Here is a 15915-nt window from a genome sequence, read left to right as displayed (position 1 = left end):
GCAGACCGATGGCATTGGACAAACCTTATCTTGACGTTCCGGGGACCACGGTCTTCGACGCCGAACAGTCGCGCAAGGGCTACTGGCTCAACCAGTTCTGCATGTCGCTGATGCAGGCCGGCAACCGCGAGCGCTTTCGCGCCGACGAGCGCGCCTATCTCGACGAGTGGGCGATGAGCGCGGCGCAAAAGCGCGCCGTGCTGGCGCGCGACCTCAACGCCTGCATCGCCCTGGGCGGCAACATCTATTTCCTCGTGAAAATAGGCGCGACCGACGGCGTCAGCGTGCAGAACATGGTCTCGACCATGAGCGGCATGAACGAGGAGGACTACCGGCTGATGATGCTGGGCGGCGGGCGCTCCATCGAAGGCAACCGCTACCTGCACGAGCAGGGCGCGCAGGAAAAGAGTCTTTGATGGCCCGCATCACCGCCTCCGTCTACACCTCGCATGTGCCGGCCATAGGCGCAGCCGTCGATCTGGGCAAGACCCAGGAGCCGTACTGGCAGCCGCTGTTTGCCGGTTTCGCGCCTTCGCGCCAGTGGCTCAGGGACCACCGGCCCGACGTGATCCTGCTGGTCTACAACGACCACGCCACCGCTTTCAGCCTGGACTTCATTCCGACTTTCGCCATAGGCACGGCCGCGCAGTTCCAGCCCGCCGACGAAGGCTGGGGCCCGCGCCCCGTGCCCACGGTCACGGGCCACCCCGAGCTGGCCAGCCACATCGCGCAGTCGGTGATACAGCAGGACTTCGATCTGACCATCGTCAACAGGATGGACGTGGACCACGGCCTCACCGTGCCGCTGTCATTGATGTGTGGCGAGCAGGACCCGGCCAGCGGGGCCTGGCCCTGCCCGGTGATTCCGATTGCGGTCAATGTCGTGCAATACCCCGTGCCTTCAGGCCAGCGCTGCTTCGATCTGGGCCGCGCGATACGCCGGGCCGTCGAGAGTTTCGATCAAGACCTCAACGTGCAGATCTGGGGCACGGGTGGCATGAGCCATCAGTTGCAGGGCGCGCGCGCCGGCCTGATCAACCAGGAATGGGACAAGCGCTTTCTCGACCTGCTGATAGAGAACCCCACGGGCCTGGCGCGCCTGCCGCATATCGACTACGTGCGCGAGGCGGGCTCCGAAGGCATAGAGCTGGTGATGTGGCTGATCGCGCGCGGCGCCATGGCGGATATCGCCGGCCCCGCACCGCGCCCGCATGTGCGCCACCGCTTCTACCATGTGCCCGCGTCCAATACGGCTGTCGGCCATCTGATCCTGGAGGACGCGCCATGAGCCGGCCCTGCGTGGTATTGCTGCCGGGCCTGCTGTGCGACGCGGCGGTCTGGCGCGCGCAGACTGCGGCGCTGGACTTCGCCGACTGCGTCGTGCCCTCCTATGGCGCGGCCGCTTCCATTGACGAGATGGCGCGCGGCGTGCTGGCCAGCGTTGCGGCGCCGCGGTTTTCGCTCGCCGGCCATTCGATGGGCGGGCGCGTGGCGCTGGCCATCGCCAGGATGGCGCCAGAGCGCGTAGAGCGCCTGGCCCTGCTCGACAGCGGCATGGAGGCGATCGCCGCGGGCGAGGCCGGCGTGCAGGAGCGCGACAAGCGCCTGGCGCTGCTGCACAAGGCGCGCCACAGCGGCATGCGCGCCATGGGCGAACAGTGGGCGCGCGGCATGGTCCACCCCGACCGGCTCGATACGCCGCTGTTCGGTGAAGTGCTGGACATGGTTGCGCGCTTCACGCCCGAGCTGTTCGCCGCGCAGATCGAGGCGCTGCTGAACCGGCCCGACGCTGCGCCCGTGCTGCAAAACCTGCATTGCCCGTTGCTGCTGGCCTGTGGCCGCCAGGACAGCTGGAGCCCGCTGTCGCGCCACGAACGCATGCAGCAGCTGTGCGCGGGCTCGCAACTGGTGGTGATAGAAGACAGCGGCCATATGAGCACCATGGAACAGCCCGCCCAGGTGTCGCGCGCGCTGGCGGCCTGGCTGGGACGCTGACGCCCCTTTTGGCCTGCGGCTTCGCGCCGCGGCCACTTGGTGCATGTCTTTTCAAGGCCTGCTGCAGCGCAGGTGTCCGCGCGGGAAGCACCGCCTACGCCTGCGTCGTCCTCCAGCAAGCCAGCATCTGTAGGTCAACGCCTAATTAATAGCAAATCAATAGCAAATAGCTATTGATTAAAACATCCTATTTGCATAATCTAAATGCATGCACTGTCGTGCTGCGTGGCAACCGGCAGCAGCGCTGGTCGCGCCTTGCTGCACCCGACAAAGGGGGGCGTGGCGGCAAATGTCCATCCGCAGCGGCATGCTCGACCTCTATTAGAAATTTGCAGCAATAGGCATATTAGGATGTGTGATGCGTTTGAATATTGAGAAATGTAATGAACTTTTGAAACATTCCCAATTGGGAAATATTCAGGAAGTTATTGAGCTATTGTCTCGTGCTGATGTGGATGTCAATTATATTGCGAAATTCACTCGCAGTACTTTTTTAGACAAGAATGCTATCACATATGCTGCGGCTGGCGGTCATGAAGAAATAGTCAAGCTTTTGCTGATCAATGGTGCGAACGCAAATTGTCATTTTAAATATGTAGGTTCTCCACTCCACCAAGCCATTGCCAATGGGCATGCATCAGCAGCTTTGGCCATCATTCGCTATGGAAATGTCAATTTCCATCAGACGCATCGGATGAATTGTGGCGTGGAACATATGGGCTCTAGCGTAATTGCGCATGCACTTGGCAATAAATTTTTCGATGTGGCCGTTGGTTTGATACAGGCGGGGGCATGCTTCAGGCCTGTGGATTCGACAATAAATATCTCCTTCTACAGTAATTCTATCTCACATCTTTTCATCCGCGGGGATGCGTCAGTGGCCAAAGAGTTGATATTGAACCATAAAAGTGCATGGCCTGATGATTGGGGTATTGCCTCTGGTATCTGTGGAAAATCCATGCCTGAAGTTGTTCTGGAGTTTATTAATGGAGGCGGAAGTCTTAATAGCGCTAGATATTTGTTTTCGCGCGGCTTGCTGTCCATCAAAAGAAAGAGCCCGGAAGACACCCTGGCGGTAAGAAAAATTTTCCTTGAGAAAATTTGCATTGTTCACCCTAGAGATATTGGCTGGATATTTCCCGAGAAAGAATGGGAAGATATGCGTGGATTTCTGGAGTGCGACAGTGACATCAATATTCGCGGGGCCTTGGGCATCACACCCTTGATGGTTGCGGCACAACTGGGCGACGACATCTTGGTGGGCAGGATGATAGAGGCCGGTGCGGACATTACGGCGGTCAATGATTTCGGCGGGACGGCGCTGACCATGGCCGTGCGCGCTGCCAATGCAAAGGTGATGGACAAACTGCTTTCGGTGGCCAAGCTCGCAGTGTTTTCAGATGCAGTCCTGAATGACGATGTTGAAACCGTACGTGAGTTCGTCAACCTGCGTCAGATAGATGTCAATCATGCGTATGAAAAGGGTAAAAATGCGCTGATGCATGCCTGTGAAAAAGAGAATCTGGAGATGGCAGAGGTCTTGCTGGGCGATATGATATGGACGTTCGATCTATTCAACAAGTACGAGAGTCCTGCTCCGGCAGGAATGCGTGCAGATATCAATGCCAAGGATGTCAATGGTGATACCGCTTTGGCTAATTCTTGTAGAAGTGGGAAAAATTCTGCGGTCAGTTTTCTGCTGAAGAATGGTGCGGATGTCAATACCATAAATAATGATGGTGATTCTGCTCTTGCGCTGTGCTGCAAAATGGGGAATATTGCGGGTGCAGAATTGCTCTTATTGAACAGTGCAAATGTCAATATTCAGAATGCCGAGGGTAACACGCCATTGATGATTTCCTGCTTCAATAAAAATACGGAGATGGTTAATCTTCTGGTGTCCGGCATTCAGAGAACAGTAATCCTGTTCGGTAACAATGGTAAAGCAAAGAACTATTGTGCAAATTTGCTCGATGTTGATATCAAGAATAATGCAGGTCAGACCGCATTGATGCTGAGCTATATGGGAGAGTCAAATTTCCATATCATCAAGGCCGTGCTGTCTGCTGATCCGGAAGATACAGGCCCTTTTGATGTTTACGGTCGAAAAATCCACGGTGACTTGGGGCCATTCAATGAGAAAGATGACCATGGCTATGATGACTTGGCCGTCGGGGTCAAAAGACAAAGAACTGCCTTGGTTCTCGAAGAGAACGATGATGAACTGCAAGGAATGGATGACCAGGAAGAGGTGCAGTTGCTGCCGCTTGCGGATTTCTTGACTTTCCATGCAGACGGCGCGCTTGATGCTGTGCCGCATGCACAGGAGGAGGCGCTGGCGATTGCTTCGCCGAGCTTTGCCGATCTGGCATAGGCCCGTACCCCCACCCGCAGCTCCATGGCGCGCCCATGGTTCGCAGCGCAGCGGTCATCACTTCGGAGGTCGGGCCAGCGACAGCACGGGCTCGGTTGAAGCGCTCGCGGCCTGCACGCAAGCCTGTGTGAACAGCGCCAGATCCTGCGATGCCGTGCTCTGCGCGCGCATGGCAAGGCCTATGCGCCGGCGCGTCGAGGGCAGCGCCAGGGGCAGGATGCAGAGTTGGCCGCCATGGTTGTCCTGCAGCGCCTGACCGCGCGAAGCCAGCGCCAGGCGTCCGGTCTGCAGCACGAAGGCCAGCGTCATGGTCGGGCTGCTGGCGTTCAGGCTGCCGCGTGGCGGTGCCAGGCCCTGGGACTGGAACAGTCGCACCATGGCCCGGTCCGCGGGTGTGCCCGGCAGCGGCGTGACCCATTGGCATTCCAGCAGGTCCTTGAGCGCGAGCTGTTCGCGCCACCTGCACGCGTGGTCCGCGGGTGCCACGACGACGAGATCGTCGTCGAACAGCTGGAGCTGGCGCACTTCATCCTCGGGCACGTCGTCGCGCAGCGCGCCCGCGATGGCGTCGATGTCGGCGCTCAGCAGCTGCTGCATCAGGCTTTCATAGGTGCCGTCGACAATGCTCACTTCGATGTCGGGGTGGCTGGCGGCGAGCATGGCGACTGCGCGCGGCAGGAAGATGCTGACCGACAGCGGCAGCACGCCGACCACCACGCGCCCGCGGATCTCGCCGCGCCAGGCCGACATGTCGCTGTCCATGCCGCGCACTTCGGCCAGCGCGAGTTTCACGCGGCGCAGCAGGGCTTCGCCCGCGGGCGTGAGCCGTGTGCCGAAGGTCAGCTTGTAGAACAGCTGCAGGCCCAGGCTGGTCTCCAGGCCTTGCAGCGCCGCGTGCACCGCAGGCTGGCTCAAGCCCAGCGATTGCGCTGCCTGCGCTTCGCTGCCGCAATCGGCAATCGCCATCAGCGCGCGCAGCTGGCTTGCGGGAACGATTTCGGCAAAACGCTGGGGCAGGGGCGAGCGCCGGGCGGCGAGCGTCGCCGCGGCCTGGGCCTCGGCCGCGCCGCTGGCCAGGTGCTGGAGCATGGCCGCGATGCGTTGCGCGAGCTGGCTGCCCAGCGTGGTCGGCATCATGCCGCGCGCGCCGCGCATGAACAGCGCCGCGCCGCAGGCCTGCTCGAGCTGCAGCACCGAGCGTGCGACCGCGGGCTGGGACAGGTGCATGGACTCGGCGGCGCGCATGGTACTGCCGTGCTGCACCACCGCCAGCATGGCACGCATCGCGCGCAACTGCCCGATCAGCGTGGGAAGATGCGTGGCGATGCCGGACGCGGGCCGCGAGGCAATGGAAAGGCTCATTTCGACGCGTTCTGTAGAGGGTGATTTGGGCGGGAATGCATTGTCCCATAAGAAAAACGCATTGGTAGAAGCGACAGCGGCATTGGCCCGCGCGCGCCTGTCATGGAATCCTTGAGGCCTGGATCAAGACGGCACAGGTCGCGCAATCCACGGAGACATTGAATGAACAACGCTATCGAACAACTGCTTATCCGCCAGGCCTGCCAGGATCTGGTGCTGCGCGCCGCCGCGTTGGCGGACGCCGGCGATGCCCAGGCCCTGGCCCGGCTGTTCGCCGAAGACGCTGTGCTGCAGCGCCCCAGCGGCGAGCCGCTGCAGGGGCGCGCGGCCATTGGCGCGGCCTATGCCCAGCGCCCGCCGGGTCGCATCACGCGCCATCTGGTCACGAATACGCTGTTCGATTTTTCGGACAACAGCCGGCCGGGCGCGCTGAGCCAGGTGCTGCTGTGGTCCTGCGACGCAGCCGCCGAGGCCGGCCCGCATGGCCGGCCCGCGCATGCGCGCCAGCTGGTCGGCGAGTTCGAAGACCAGTTTGTGCGCGCGCCCGATGGCCACTGGCGGATACAGCGGCGCACCGCGCGTTTCGTGATGTTCCGCGACGCCGATCCCGGCTGAGCCGGTTCAGGGAAAACGTGGACAAATCGGTGCGGCGTCAGCGAATCTCATTCTGTACACTGAATTTCATTAAGTACACGCAATGAATAGCGTGGCGCAGCTTTCACAACCAGCAAAGGAGCATCATGGCGGGAAACAAAGGGGTGGTTTATGTAGGGCCGGGCAAAGTGGAAGTGCGCGAAATCGCGCTGCCCGACCTCGTCGATCCGCGCGGTCGCAAGATCGAGCACGGGGTGATTCTCAAGGTGGTCTCGACCAACATCTGCGGCTCCGACCAGCACATGGTGCGCGGCCGGACCACGGCGCCGCAAGGTCTGGTGCTGGGCCACGAGATCACGGGCGAAGTCATTGAGCTCGGGCGCGATGTCGAGACACTCCAGAAAGGCGACCTGGTCTCGGTGCCGTTCAACGTCGCCTGCGGCCGCTGCCAGACCTGCAAGGAGCAGAACACCGGCGTGTGCCTGAGCGTCAACCCGTCGCGCGCCGGCGGTGCCTACGGCTATGTCGACATGGGCGGCTGGGTCGGCGGCCAGTCCGAGTACGTCATGGTGCCTTACGCGGATTTCAACCTGCTCAAGTTCCCCGACCGCGACCAGGCGCTGGCCAAGATGCGCGACCTGACCTGCCTGACCGACATCCTCCCCACGGGCTACCATGGCGCGGTCACTGCCGGCGTGGGCCCGGGCAGCACCGTCTATGTGGCGGGCGCGGGACCGGTGGGCATGGCCGCCGCCGCCTCGGCGCGGCTGCTGGGCGCGGCCGTGGTCATCGTCGGCGACGTCAATCCGCTGCGCCTGGCGCATGCGCGCAAGGTCGGCTTCGAGACCGTGGACGTGTCGCTGGATGCGACGCTGGGCGAGCAGATCGCGCTGATTCTCGGCACGCCCGAAGTCGACTGCGCCATCGATGCCGTGGGCTTCGAGGCGCGCGGTCACGGCCATGCGGGGGCCCAGCACGAGGCGCCGGCGACGGTGCTCAACTCGCTGATGGAAGTGACCCGGGCGGCGGGCAAGATCGGCATTCCCGGGCTCTACGTCACGGACGATCCGGGCGCCAAGGACGCCGCGGCGCAAAAGGGCGCGCTGAGCATTCGCTTCGGCCTGGGCTGGGCGAAATCCCACAGCTTCTTCACCGGGCAGACGCCGGTGATGAAATACAACCGCGCGCTGATGCAGGCCATTCTGTGGAACCGCATCAACATTGCGGAAGTCGTCGGTGTGGAGCTGATCTCGCTGGACGACGCGCCGCGCGGCTACGCCGAATTCGATGCCGGCGCACCGCGCAAGTTCGTGATCGACCCGCACGGCATGCTGGGCACGGCACGCGCCTGAGCTTTCGGGTAAGGGCTGGGCGCGGCGCGCAGGCGCCGCGCTCAGTCGGGCCGCAGCGGCGCGCGGCTCTGGTCGTTGTTGATGCGCACGAATTTCTGCAGCAGTCGCATGAACTCCTGTTGTTCGTCGGCATCGAGGTTCGACAGCATGTTGGCGCTCAGCTGGTGCACGCCGGTCACGAAGCCCGACAACATCTGCGTGCCGGCATCGGTCAGCGCGAGCCGGCGCTGCCTGCGCGGCAGGATCTCGCGCACTATCCAGCCCTTGGCTTCAAGCCGGCGCGCGATATCGGCGGCCGTCGAGTTGTCCAGCCCCACTTTGAGCGCGAGCGTGACCTGGTCTATGCCCGGAGTCTCCTGCAGCATGCGCAGGATCGCGTACTGCACGGGCGTCACATCGCGCCCCAGCTCCTCGTGGAACATGGACACCGCGATCTGGTGCGCGCGGCGGATCAGGTGGCCAGGCTGTTCGTAGAGGTCGAGCGACAGGTCGGAAGGGTTCTTTTTCATTGAGCAGATAGCGCTAAGAGTATGAGACCGAGTGTACGGGCCGCAAACCTTGCGCCATGCCGGCCGTCTTCGTGCGGGCCTGCTGTTTCGCTCAGGCCCGCACGCCAGGCTCAGGCGGAGTAGAGCAAGCCCGACTCCAGCACGCCCACCAGTTCCGCCGAAGGATGGGCCAGAGCGTACTCCGCAGCGGCGCTGACAAGCGCGCGGTCGCCGATCTCGCCCGTTTGCAGCTGCTGAACGAAGGGCTGCAACTGCTGCTGCGTGCCCACGCTGCCCGTGGCATTGGTCCAGAGCAATTGCACCAGTGCCTGCGCCGTGAACGCCTGGCCTTGCTGCTGCTGCAGCGCATCAATGGCATAGCCGCTGAGTACCTCGAAGCTCATGCCGGAATCGAGCGCCGCCAGGCCCGCGCCCGCCAGGCCCTGGTGCGCAAGCCCCTCGGTGCCGAACAGCACAGCCAGCAGACCCGCCACCTGGCCGGCCGTGCCATCGACATCCAGCGCCACGCTGACATCCTTGAGGTGCAGGCGTTCTATGCCCACCGATTCGGCCATGTTGCCGTCGATCAGCGAGGTGCCTTCCCAGCGGTCAGTGCCGGTGCGCACCAGATGCACGTCGGCACGGTTGAGCTCGACGCGCAGTTCCTCGTGGCCCGCCGTGCCCTGGTTGAGTTCCGGGATCACGTTCATGCGCACGATCTGGGCATTGTCCTGCAGGCCCGCGACCAGTTCCTGGGCCGTGCGGCCCGGGAACAGTCCAGGCGCTGCCTGCAGCACCACCTCGGCGACCTGCAGTGCGGTCAACTCGCTGTGCTGCTGGGCCCAGGCGCCTTGCTCGGCCGTGGGCGCGCGACCCAGCCAGTGCGTGGCGATATGCGCCACGGCGGCTTCGGCTTCGCTGTCGGCGATGTACAGCGCAGCGCCGCTGTCGAACTTGACTTGCTCGATGGATTTCAGACGATCGACTTCGCCGCTCGTGCGGTGCGTGAACACCAGCACCTGGCCGTCGGTGGACAGCGTGTAGTCGGCGAGGCTGCCGGCCTGCAGCGCCGTGTCCCAGCCCAGGCCGCCGTCAAGGCGGTCGTTGCCCGTGCCGCCCGAAAGCAGGTCGTGGCCCGTGCCGCCGAACACGATGTCGTTGCCGGCGTCTCCGAACACCTGGTCGTTGCCGCCCAGGCTGCCCACGGTGTCCTTGCCGCCGCCGCCGTGCAGGAGGTCGTCGTCCGCGCCCAGGATCATGGTCTGTGCGCTGGCGTCGCCGATGGCGAAGTTGCGGCCTTCGCCGCCGATGACGCGTACCGCGCCGATGACGATGGCGAACTCGACGCGGCTCAGGTCCAGCACGCTGCCCGCGGGCAGTGCGCGCGCATCGATCACCAGCGCTTCCTGGCGCAGTGGGTGGGACAGATCGCTCTCGCCGGTGCCCGTGGTGCCTTGAACGACGATGGGCTGGCTGGAGGCCGTGGCGCCGGGCGCGGTGCTGAAGGTCAGCGTGCGCACCGTGACCTGTGACTGGTCGCCGACCGTGGGTACATAGGCGTCTATGCCTTGCTGCAGCAGCGTGGCGAAGTCACCGGGCAGCGTGCGCGGCGAGGTCGCGGCCATGAGCTGGTCGCGCAGCGTCAGGTTGGCGCCGCTGCTGCTGTCGGAGCTCACGCCCACGCCCGTGGGCAGGCCGACCTGCACCAGAACATTGCCGTTGGCGTCCTTGGCCAGGGGCACATCGGCCAGCGCACTGTGGGGCGTGTTGGGGTCTTCGTTGCGGTTGGGTGCGACAGGGGCGATGCGCGTGGTCGTGGTGGTCACACCGTTGCTGTCGGTGCGCGTGCTGGTGGTGACGCTGGCGCCGTCGACGATCTGGGGCGGCAGCGAGGGTTCCGTTGGCTCGGTGGGCTCGGTCGGCGTGACCGGTTGCGCGGTGGTGAAGTTGAACGCCGTTGCATCGGCCAGGGCGGCGGCGGCATTGCCGGCCACGTCCACAATGGCATCGGCATCCCAGGTCAGGTGGTAGGCGGTGCCGGCCTTGAGCGCCGCAGCGGGCGTGATGACCAGGCGGCCGGCGCCGTCGATGGTGGCGGCGATGGCGACCGTGGTGCCGGCCAGCGTGTCGTGCAGCAAGATCTTGCCGGCATCGGCCGAGCCCAGGCGCTCGCCGAAGTCGAGCACCAGGGCGGCGCTGGTGGCGACGGCGGCGGCGTTGTCGGCGGGGCTGCTGAGTACGGGGTTGAAGACCGGGGCCGTGGCGTCGAGCTCGTAGGTCTGGATCAGCGGGGCGCCTTCGTTGCCCGCGGCGTCGATGACTTTCAGGCGCAGCGTGCTGCTGCCGGAGAGCGTGGCGTTGTCCCAGCTCAGATCCAGGCCCTGGACCTTGTCCGTGATGTCGAGCCAGTGGTTGCCGCCGTCCAGCGAAGCATAGAGTTTCTCGCCCGCGCCTAGCGTGGCACTGAGCGTGGCGGTGATGGTCTGGGCGGCGGTGCGGGTGATGAAGTCCGCGGTGTTGCCGCCCGTGTCGTGCGAAAACTGCAGGGCGCTGAAGGTCTGCGTGGGCGCCGTGGTGTCTATGACGATGGCCTGGTTTGCGCCCAGCGAGCCCGCGGTTCCCGGCGCAGGCAGGGTCAGCACGGCGGTGTCGCCGCCCGCGCTCTGGATGGCGGCGCCCATAAGCTGCAAGGCCGTGCTGTTCAAGTAGTCGAGATCGGCGCTGTTGTCGCCGGCCTGCACGGTATAGGTGAAGCTCAGTTCGGTGGTGCCCGAGCCGCTGCTGTAGGTGGCCTGGCGGCCGGGCTGGCCCAGGTCCAGCAGCAATACCGGCACCCCGCCCGTGGTATCGACGTTCACGGCCTGGTCGAAGCTGACGACGATGGTGAGCGTGGTGCCCACCTTGTAGCTGCCGTCGGCCTGCGAGGCGCTGATATCGGAGATGGACGGGTTCAGCGGGTTGACCGTGATGTAGATCGTGTCGCTGTCCGATTTGAGGCCGCCGCTGCCGGAAAAGCCCAGGTCATTGGACACGACCGTGATGCTTGCGCTGCCCAGGTAGCCGCTGGTGGGCGTGAAGATCAAGCCTTGCAGAGCATCGTTGACCGGGCCCTTGTTGCCCGTGAATGTCACGGTGGTGACATCAGTGCTGCCGCTCGGGCTGGTCACCGCGATGTCCAGCGAGGGCGGCAGCGTCAAGGTTCCATTGGTGGCGGTCAGCGTCACTTCCAGCAGATCGCCATCCGCATCGCCGACGGAAATGGCGTTGCCGTTGGCGGTGTTGAAGGTCAAGGTGGCATCCTGCTTGATGCTCTGGGTGGCGGGGGCGGTATTGACCGGGGCATCGTTGATCGCATCCACGCTCACGCTGCGGTTGACGATATTGCTGTCCAGGCTGCTGTCGTTGATCTTGAATTCGATGTTCCGGGTGGTGGTATCCGGGTTCTCCGAGGTGCTGGTGTAGGTGACGGCACCCAGTGCCGCCTGCCATTGGGCGGCGCTGGCGCCTGCGGCCGACGACAGATTCAGGGTGGATGTGGCGGCGTCCCACAAGGCGTCGATGTCGCCCATGGTCTGGGCGACGGCCACCAGGCCCAGAACATCGGTGCTTTCCGAGTTGGTGATCCTGACGGTGGCGCTGGCCAGCGTGGGGCTGTCAAGGTCGGACACGGTGATGCCGCTGTCGATGACCACGGGCTGCGAGGCGGTGTTGGCGCCTTCGACGAAGGCTGCGTCGGCACCCGCCCCTGCGGTCAGTTGTGGCGCATCGTTGACCGCGGTGACCGTCACGCTGGCCGTATCCGTGGCCGTCGAGAATGCGCCAGTTGTATCCGAAGTGGCCGTGCTGACTTTGGTTCCCTGCTGGCCTGCGGTGCTGCTGGTCTGATCCCAGGCCTTGTAGGTGATCGATGGGGTTTCGCCATGCAGGCCGTCCGGTGTGAAGCGTATCTTGTCGGTGGCGCGCAGCAGCAAGGCCGCCGCGTCGCTCACGATGCCTGCGTCGCTCCAGCTCGTGCCGCCATCGGTGCTGAACTGCCACTGTCCATAGGTGGAGCTGGCGCCGGTGATGGCAATGCCCTTGAGCGCGCCGGTGTCGACGTCGGTCACGTTGCCCAGCAGAACGCCGACCAGTTCGCCGGCGTTGTTGACTGCACCATCGGTCAGTGCTGACAGCGTGGGTGCCACGGCAGTGAGCACCGGTGCGTCATTGATGGAACTGACCACCAGGGTCGACTGGGCCGTGCCTGCGGAGAACCCCGTGCTGCCGCCATTGGTGCTGGTATCGGCCAGGCCGCGTGACCCGGGGGTCGAGGCGCTGCCGGTGGTGCGATCCCAGGCACGGAAGGTAAGGTCGACGTTCTCGCCGTTGACTGCGTCCGGCAGGTAGCGGACCTGGGTCTCGGTTGTCAGCAGCAGAGCGCTGGTATTGGAGACGGTGCCGAAATCGGTCCAGATAGTGCCATCGGCGGAGTACTGCCAGATGCCGCGACCGGTGGTTGCGGTCACGGCGATGCCGGCAAGCGCGCCGGTATCGACGTCGCCATGGCTGAGGCCGCCGAGCAACGTGCTCACCTGGTAGCCCGGGGTGGCGGTGTCTTCATTGACGCTGGCCATCGAGAACGGGCCGCCGCTGAGGGTCGGTGCATCGTTGACCGAGATGACGCTCACGGTGCTGGTGATGCCCGGACTGGCCATCCCGTTGCCGCCGTAGTCAACGCCGCCGCTGTCGCGCAAGCCGATCAGGGTGACCACTCGCGCCGATCCCGACGGTCCTTCGCTGTCGTTGCGGTAGGCGGTGTTGTTGACGATGGTCTGCGCCGCGAGCGCCGACAGGCCGGCATGCGCCAGCGTCACGATGGCGGTGTTGCCGGCGACCGAGACCGAGACGGTCGCGCTGTTGCCGGCGGTGACCACAAAGGAGCTGTTGGTCAGGGTCACAGTGCTGCCGTCGATCACCAGCTTTTCGGCAGCGCCGTCGGCCAGGTTGGTGACGGTGTAGGTCATCATGTTCACCGTCTGCCCTGACTCGATGGTATTGATCGAGGTGCCGGTGAACAGTGCGACCGCGCTGGCGTTTTCGGTGTAGGTCGGGTTGGTGCCGGTGCTGCTGACCACGGGCGCATCGTTGACGGCCAGAACATTCACGTGGACCAAGGCCGCTGCGCTGGTGCCGCCGGCGCCGTCTGACAGGCTGATGGAAACTTCGCGCTGCGTGGTGGACGGGTCGGCCGTGTTGCTGTTGCGATAGGCCAGGTTCTGCAGCACCGCGGACACGGTGGTCGGCGTCGCATTGGCCGTCAGTGTCAGTTCCAGCGAATTGCCGTTGCTGCCGCCTGTGAATGTGCCAATGACCAGTCCGTTGTACATGACCGAGGCCCCGCTGACAGTCACCAGATTGGCGCCCGCACCCTGGTCGCGTATCAGCAGAATATCTTCGGCGGAGTTGCCGCCATTGGCGATCTGAACGGTCAGCTTGCCACCACCGAAGTTCGCGGAGTCGAGGTCGGTGACGACGGCATTGCCGCCCGCGTCGATCAGCACCAGCGGGCTGTCCTCGAGGTAGCTGACGGTATCGGTGTTGAGGTTGCCGATGACGGGTGGCTGCACGCTCGAGGTGGTGAAGTTCAGCGTGGTGTTGTCGCTGATTCCAGCGAAGACCTTGCCGTCGGCATTGGCGAAAGTCTTGCTGTCGATACGCAGCGCATAGGACTTGCCCTGTTCCAGATCGGCCGGAGCATCGATCGTCCAGGTGGTGCCCGAGCCGGTGACCGATGCGCTGCCCACGGCAATGGTCTGCACCACGGCATTGTCCGAAGTGCTCACGATATAGATATTGCCCGTGCCTTTGCTGACCCCCTGGTCGAATGTCAGCACGATGTTGGCGGTGGGGGCGACATTCAGGCTGTTGTCGGCAGGAGTGGCGCTGAGCAGTTTGGGCCGGCTGCCGCTTTGCAAGTAGACGGTGCCCTGGCTGCCTGCGGTCGCGAAGAAGATGTCGATATTGCCATCACCGTTGAAATCGCCTGTGCGGTAATTTGTGCCGGTGTGGTCCGGAAGTGTCACTCCGTAAAAAGGCGACGACGCTTTGTTCAAGTAGGTGAAGCTGCCATCGCCGTTGCTTTGTGCGTAGGCAAAGGCGCTGCCGTTGCTGCCTGTCTGGTAGAGGATGTCGGCGTCGCCATCGCTGTCGAAGTCGCCTACCAGCATGCGGCCGGCGGCCGCGTTTACAGGGAAAGTCGCATTGTTTGCGACACTGAAGCTGCTGCCGTCGTTGCGCAGGAATGTGCCGGCTTGGTTGTTGATTGCGGCGAGGATGTCCTGGTCGCCATCGCCATCGAAATCTGCTACGTAGTAGTTTGTGCCTGTATGGTCCGGTAGTGTGAGGCCCGCAAATGGCGAGCTGCTTAATGCCATGTTGGTGAAACCGCCATTGCCTTCGCTGCGGGCATAGGCCCAAGCCGAACCGTTGGCTGCTGTCTGGTACAGGATGTCGGTGTCGCCATCTCCATCGAAGTCGCCGACGACCATTCGCGCTCCCTGGCCCGGGGCTGGGAAAGCACTGTTGGGGACCAAGGTGAAAGACGCGTTGTCGTTGCGCAAGTAGTTGCCTGATGTGGAGTCGATTCCCACCAGCACATCCTTGTCGCCGTCACCATCGAAATCCCCAACGAAATAATTGCTGCCGCTGTGGTTGGGGAGCGCAAGCCCGGCGAAAGGCGAGCCACTCTGGTCCGAAGCGCTGAAAGTGCCATCTCCATTGCTGCGCGCATAGGCCCAGGCGCTGCCATTGCCGCCGGTCTGGTAAAGAATGTCGGTGTCGCCATCGTTGTCGAAATCGCCCACGGTTACACGGCCTGCGCCAGCGATGGGTGTAACAAACGGCGTATAGGCCTGACTCCAGGGATCCAGCAGCAGGCCCTGGTAGGCTTCAACGGATAATGCGGCCGCCGCGATCTCCCCGCTGCTTTGCTCCAGCGCCCAATTGCCACCCAGAGCCAGCGTACCGGTCGCGTCCGTCGAGGCCGCCACGTCGGCGCCCGTGAGCGCCGCTAACTGGTCAATAAAGGCCTGGCCCTCTCCATCCGCTCCCGTGCTGCAGCCATACAGCAGCAGATCGCCGTCTTCACCCAGCGCCGCGCCTATGCGTTGCAAGGCGGCCTGGTGTTCCGCCAAGTTGGCGCTGCTGAGCCAGGTATTGCCCACCTGCACCGTGCCCGGCGCGCCATGCGACAGCAGGTGGATGGCCTGCAGTCCGTCGCGGCCCTGCAGGTAATCGGCCATTTGCTGCAGGCCGTCCTGGGTTTCGTCGAGCAGCACCACTTGCATGTCGGGCGGCAGGCCCTGCAGAAGGCCGGAAAGATCGGCAAGGCCGGCATTCACGAAAACGACTTGGCGTGAGGAATCCGGCGCAGCGGCGGCAGCAGTGGTGGAGCGGTCCATGAAAAGTACCTTTGAATAGGAATCAGCCACTGGTGTGGTCGGTGACAGCGGCTGTTTTTGCTTGCAGTTGCAACCGTGCAGCCGTGCTGCGCTTGTGGAAAAGCCCCGCGGCGGAAGGGGCTCATAAAGGTTGCGGCTTCGATGAAACCCAATAGAAACCGATGGCCAGAGCATTTAATGCTGGCTGTGTAAACTAAAGAAAATTATACAAAAAACACAAATTCACACAACTGGATGCAAGTGACTTTTACGCATAAGAAGCCACCTGCAATGGGCTGAAGTCCCGGACCGCCACGGGGGCTGCGGCAGCG

At 63.5% G+C, this 15915-nt stretch carries 9 protein-coding genes; 6 read left to right on the top strand and 3 right to left on the bottom strand.

From position 1 onward, the window contains the following. The first annotated feature begins 8 nt into the window (after positions 1 to 8). The 4 genes from ligA (at position 9) to ACSVDO_RS25725 (ending at position 4369) form a co-directional block, all read left to right on the top strand. The gene (gene ligA, locus ACSVDO_RS25740; RefSeq protein WP_332538377.1) at positions 9 to 416 is read left to right on the top strand and encodes a protocatechuate 4,5-dioxygenase subunit alpha; all 408 of its coding nucleotides are present in this window, start codon (positions 9 to 11) and stop codon (positions 414 to 416) included. Continuing rightward, on the top strand, positions 416 to 1288 hold the full coding sequence (locus ACSVDO_RS25735; protein WP_489597399.1) for a class III extradiol dioxygenase subunit beta: 873 nt from the start codon (positions 416 to 418) through the stop codon (positions 1286 to 1288). Before ligA ends, ACSVDO_RS25735 begins: the two co-directional genes overlap by 1 nt. Then, positions 1285 to 1995, top strand: coding sequence for an alpha/beta fold hydrolase (locus ACSVDO_RS25730; RefSeq protein WP_332683192.1), 711 nt, complete (start codon positions 1285 to 1287; stop codon positions 1993 to 1995). Before ACSVDO_RS25735 ends, ACSVDO_RS25730 begins: the two co-directional genes overlap by 4 nt. 358 nt (positions 1996 to 2353) lie before the next feature. Next, positions 2354 to 4369, top strand: coding sequence for an ankyrin repeat domain-containing protein (locus ACSVDO_RS25725; RefSeq protein ID WP_489597894.1), 2016 nt, complete (start codon positions 2354 to 2356; stop codon positions 4367 to 4369). Positions 4370 to 4426: 57 nt separating this feature from the next. Here ACSVDO_RS25725 and ACSVDO_RS25720 read toward each other — a convergent pair whose 3' ends face one another. Continuing rightward, positions 4427 to 5731 carry a LysR family transcriptional regulator gene (locus ACSVDO_RS25720; RefSeq protein WP_489597893.1) on the bottom strand — a complete coding sequence of 435 codons (1305 nt, stop codon included), beginning with the start codon at positions 5729 to 5731 and terminating at the stop codon, positions 4427 to 4429. Positions 5732 to 5893: 162 nt separating this feature from the next. Here ACSVDO_RS25720 and ACSVDO_RS25715 point away from each other — a divergent pair, with 162 nt between their 5' ends. Both ACSVDO_RS25715 and fdhA read left to right on the top strand, forming a co-directional pair. Beyond that, positions 5894 to 6346: a nuclear transport factor 2 family protein gene (locus ACSVDO_RS25715; protein WP_489597892.1), complete on the top strand. Its 453-nt coding sequence runs from the start codon at positions 5894 to 5896 to the stop codon at positions 6344 to 6346. Positions 6347 to 6471: 125 nt separating this feature from the next. Further along, complete coding sequence (gene fdhA / locus ACSVDO_RS25710) at positions 6472 to 7677, top strand: formaldehyde dehydrogenase, glutathione-independent (RefSeq protein ID WP_489597891.1); 1206 nt, start codon at positions 6472 to 6474, stop codon at positions 7675 to 7677. 41 nt (positions 7678 to 7718) lie between these two features. Here fdhA and ACSVDO_RS25705 read toward each other — a convergent pair whose 3' ends face one another. Together ACSVDO_RS25705 and ACSVDO_RS25700 are read right to left on the bottom strand one after the other, a co-directional pair. Beyond that, positions 7719 to 8186 carry a MarR family winged helix-turn-helix transcriptional regulator gene (locus tag ACSVDO_RS25705; RefSeq protein ID WP_332538369.1) on the bottom strand — a complete coding sequence of 156 codons (468 nt, stop codon included), beginning with the start codon at positions 8184 to 8186 and terminating at the stop codon, positions 7719 to 7721. A gap of 110 nt (positions 8187 to 8296) precedes the next feature. Beyond that, a complete protein-coding gene (locus ACSVDO_RS25700) occupies positions 8297 to 15604 on the bottom strand; it encodes a DUF4347 domain-containing protein (RefSeq protein WP_489597890.1) in 7308 nt (2435 codons plus the stop codon). Positions 15605 to 15915 lie beyond the last annotated feature (311 nt).

This window comes from Comamonas sp. DB36 (assembly GCF_057914905.1).
This window is presented reverse-complemented; position numbering and strand designations above follow the sequence as displayed.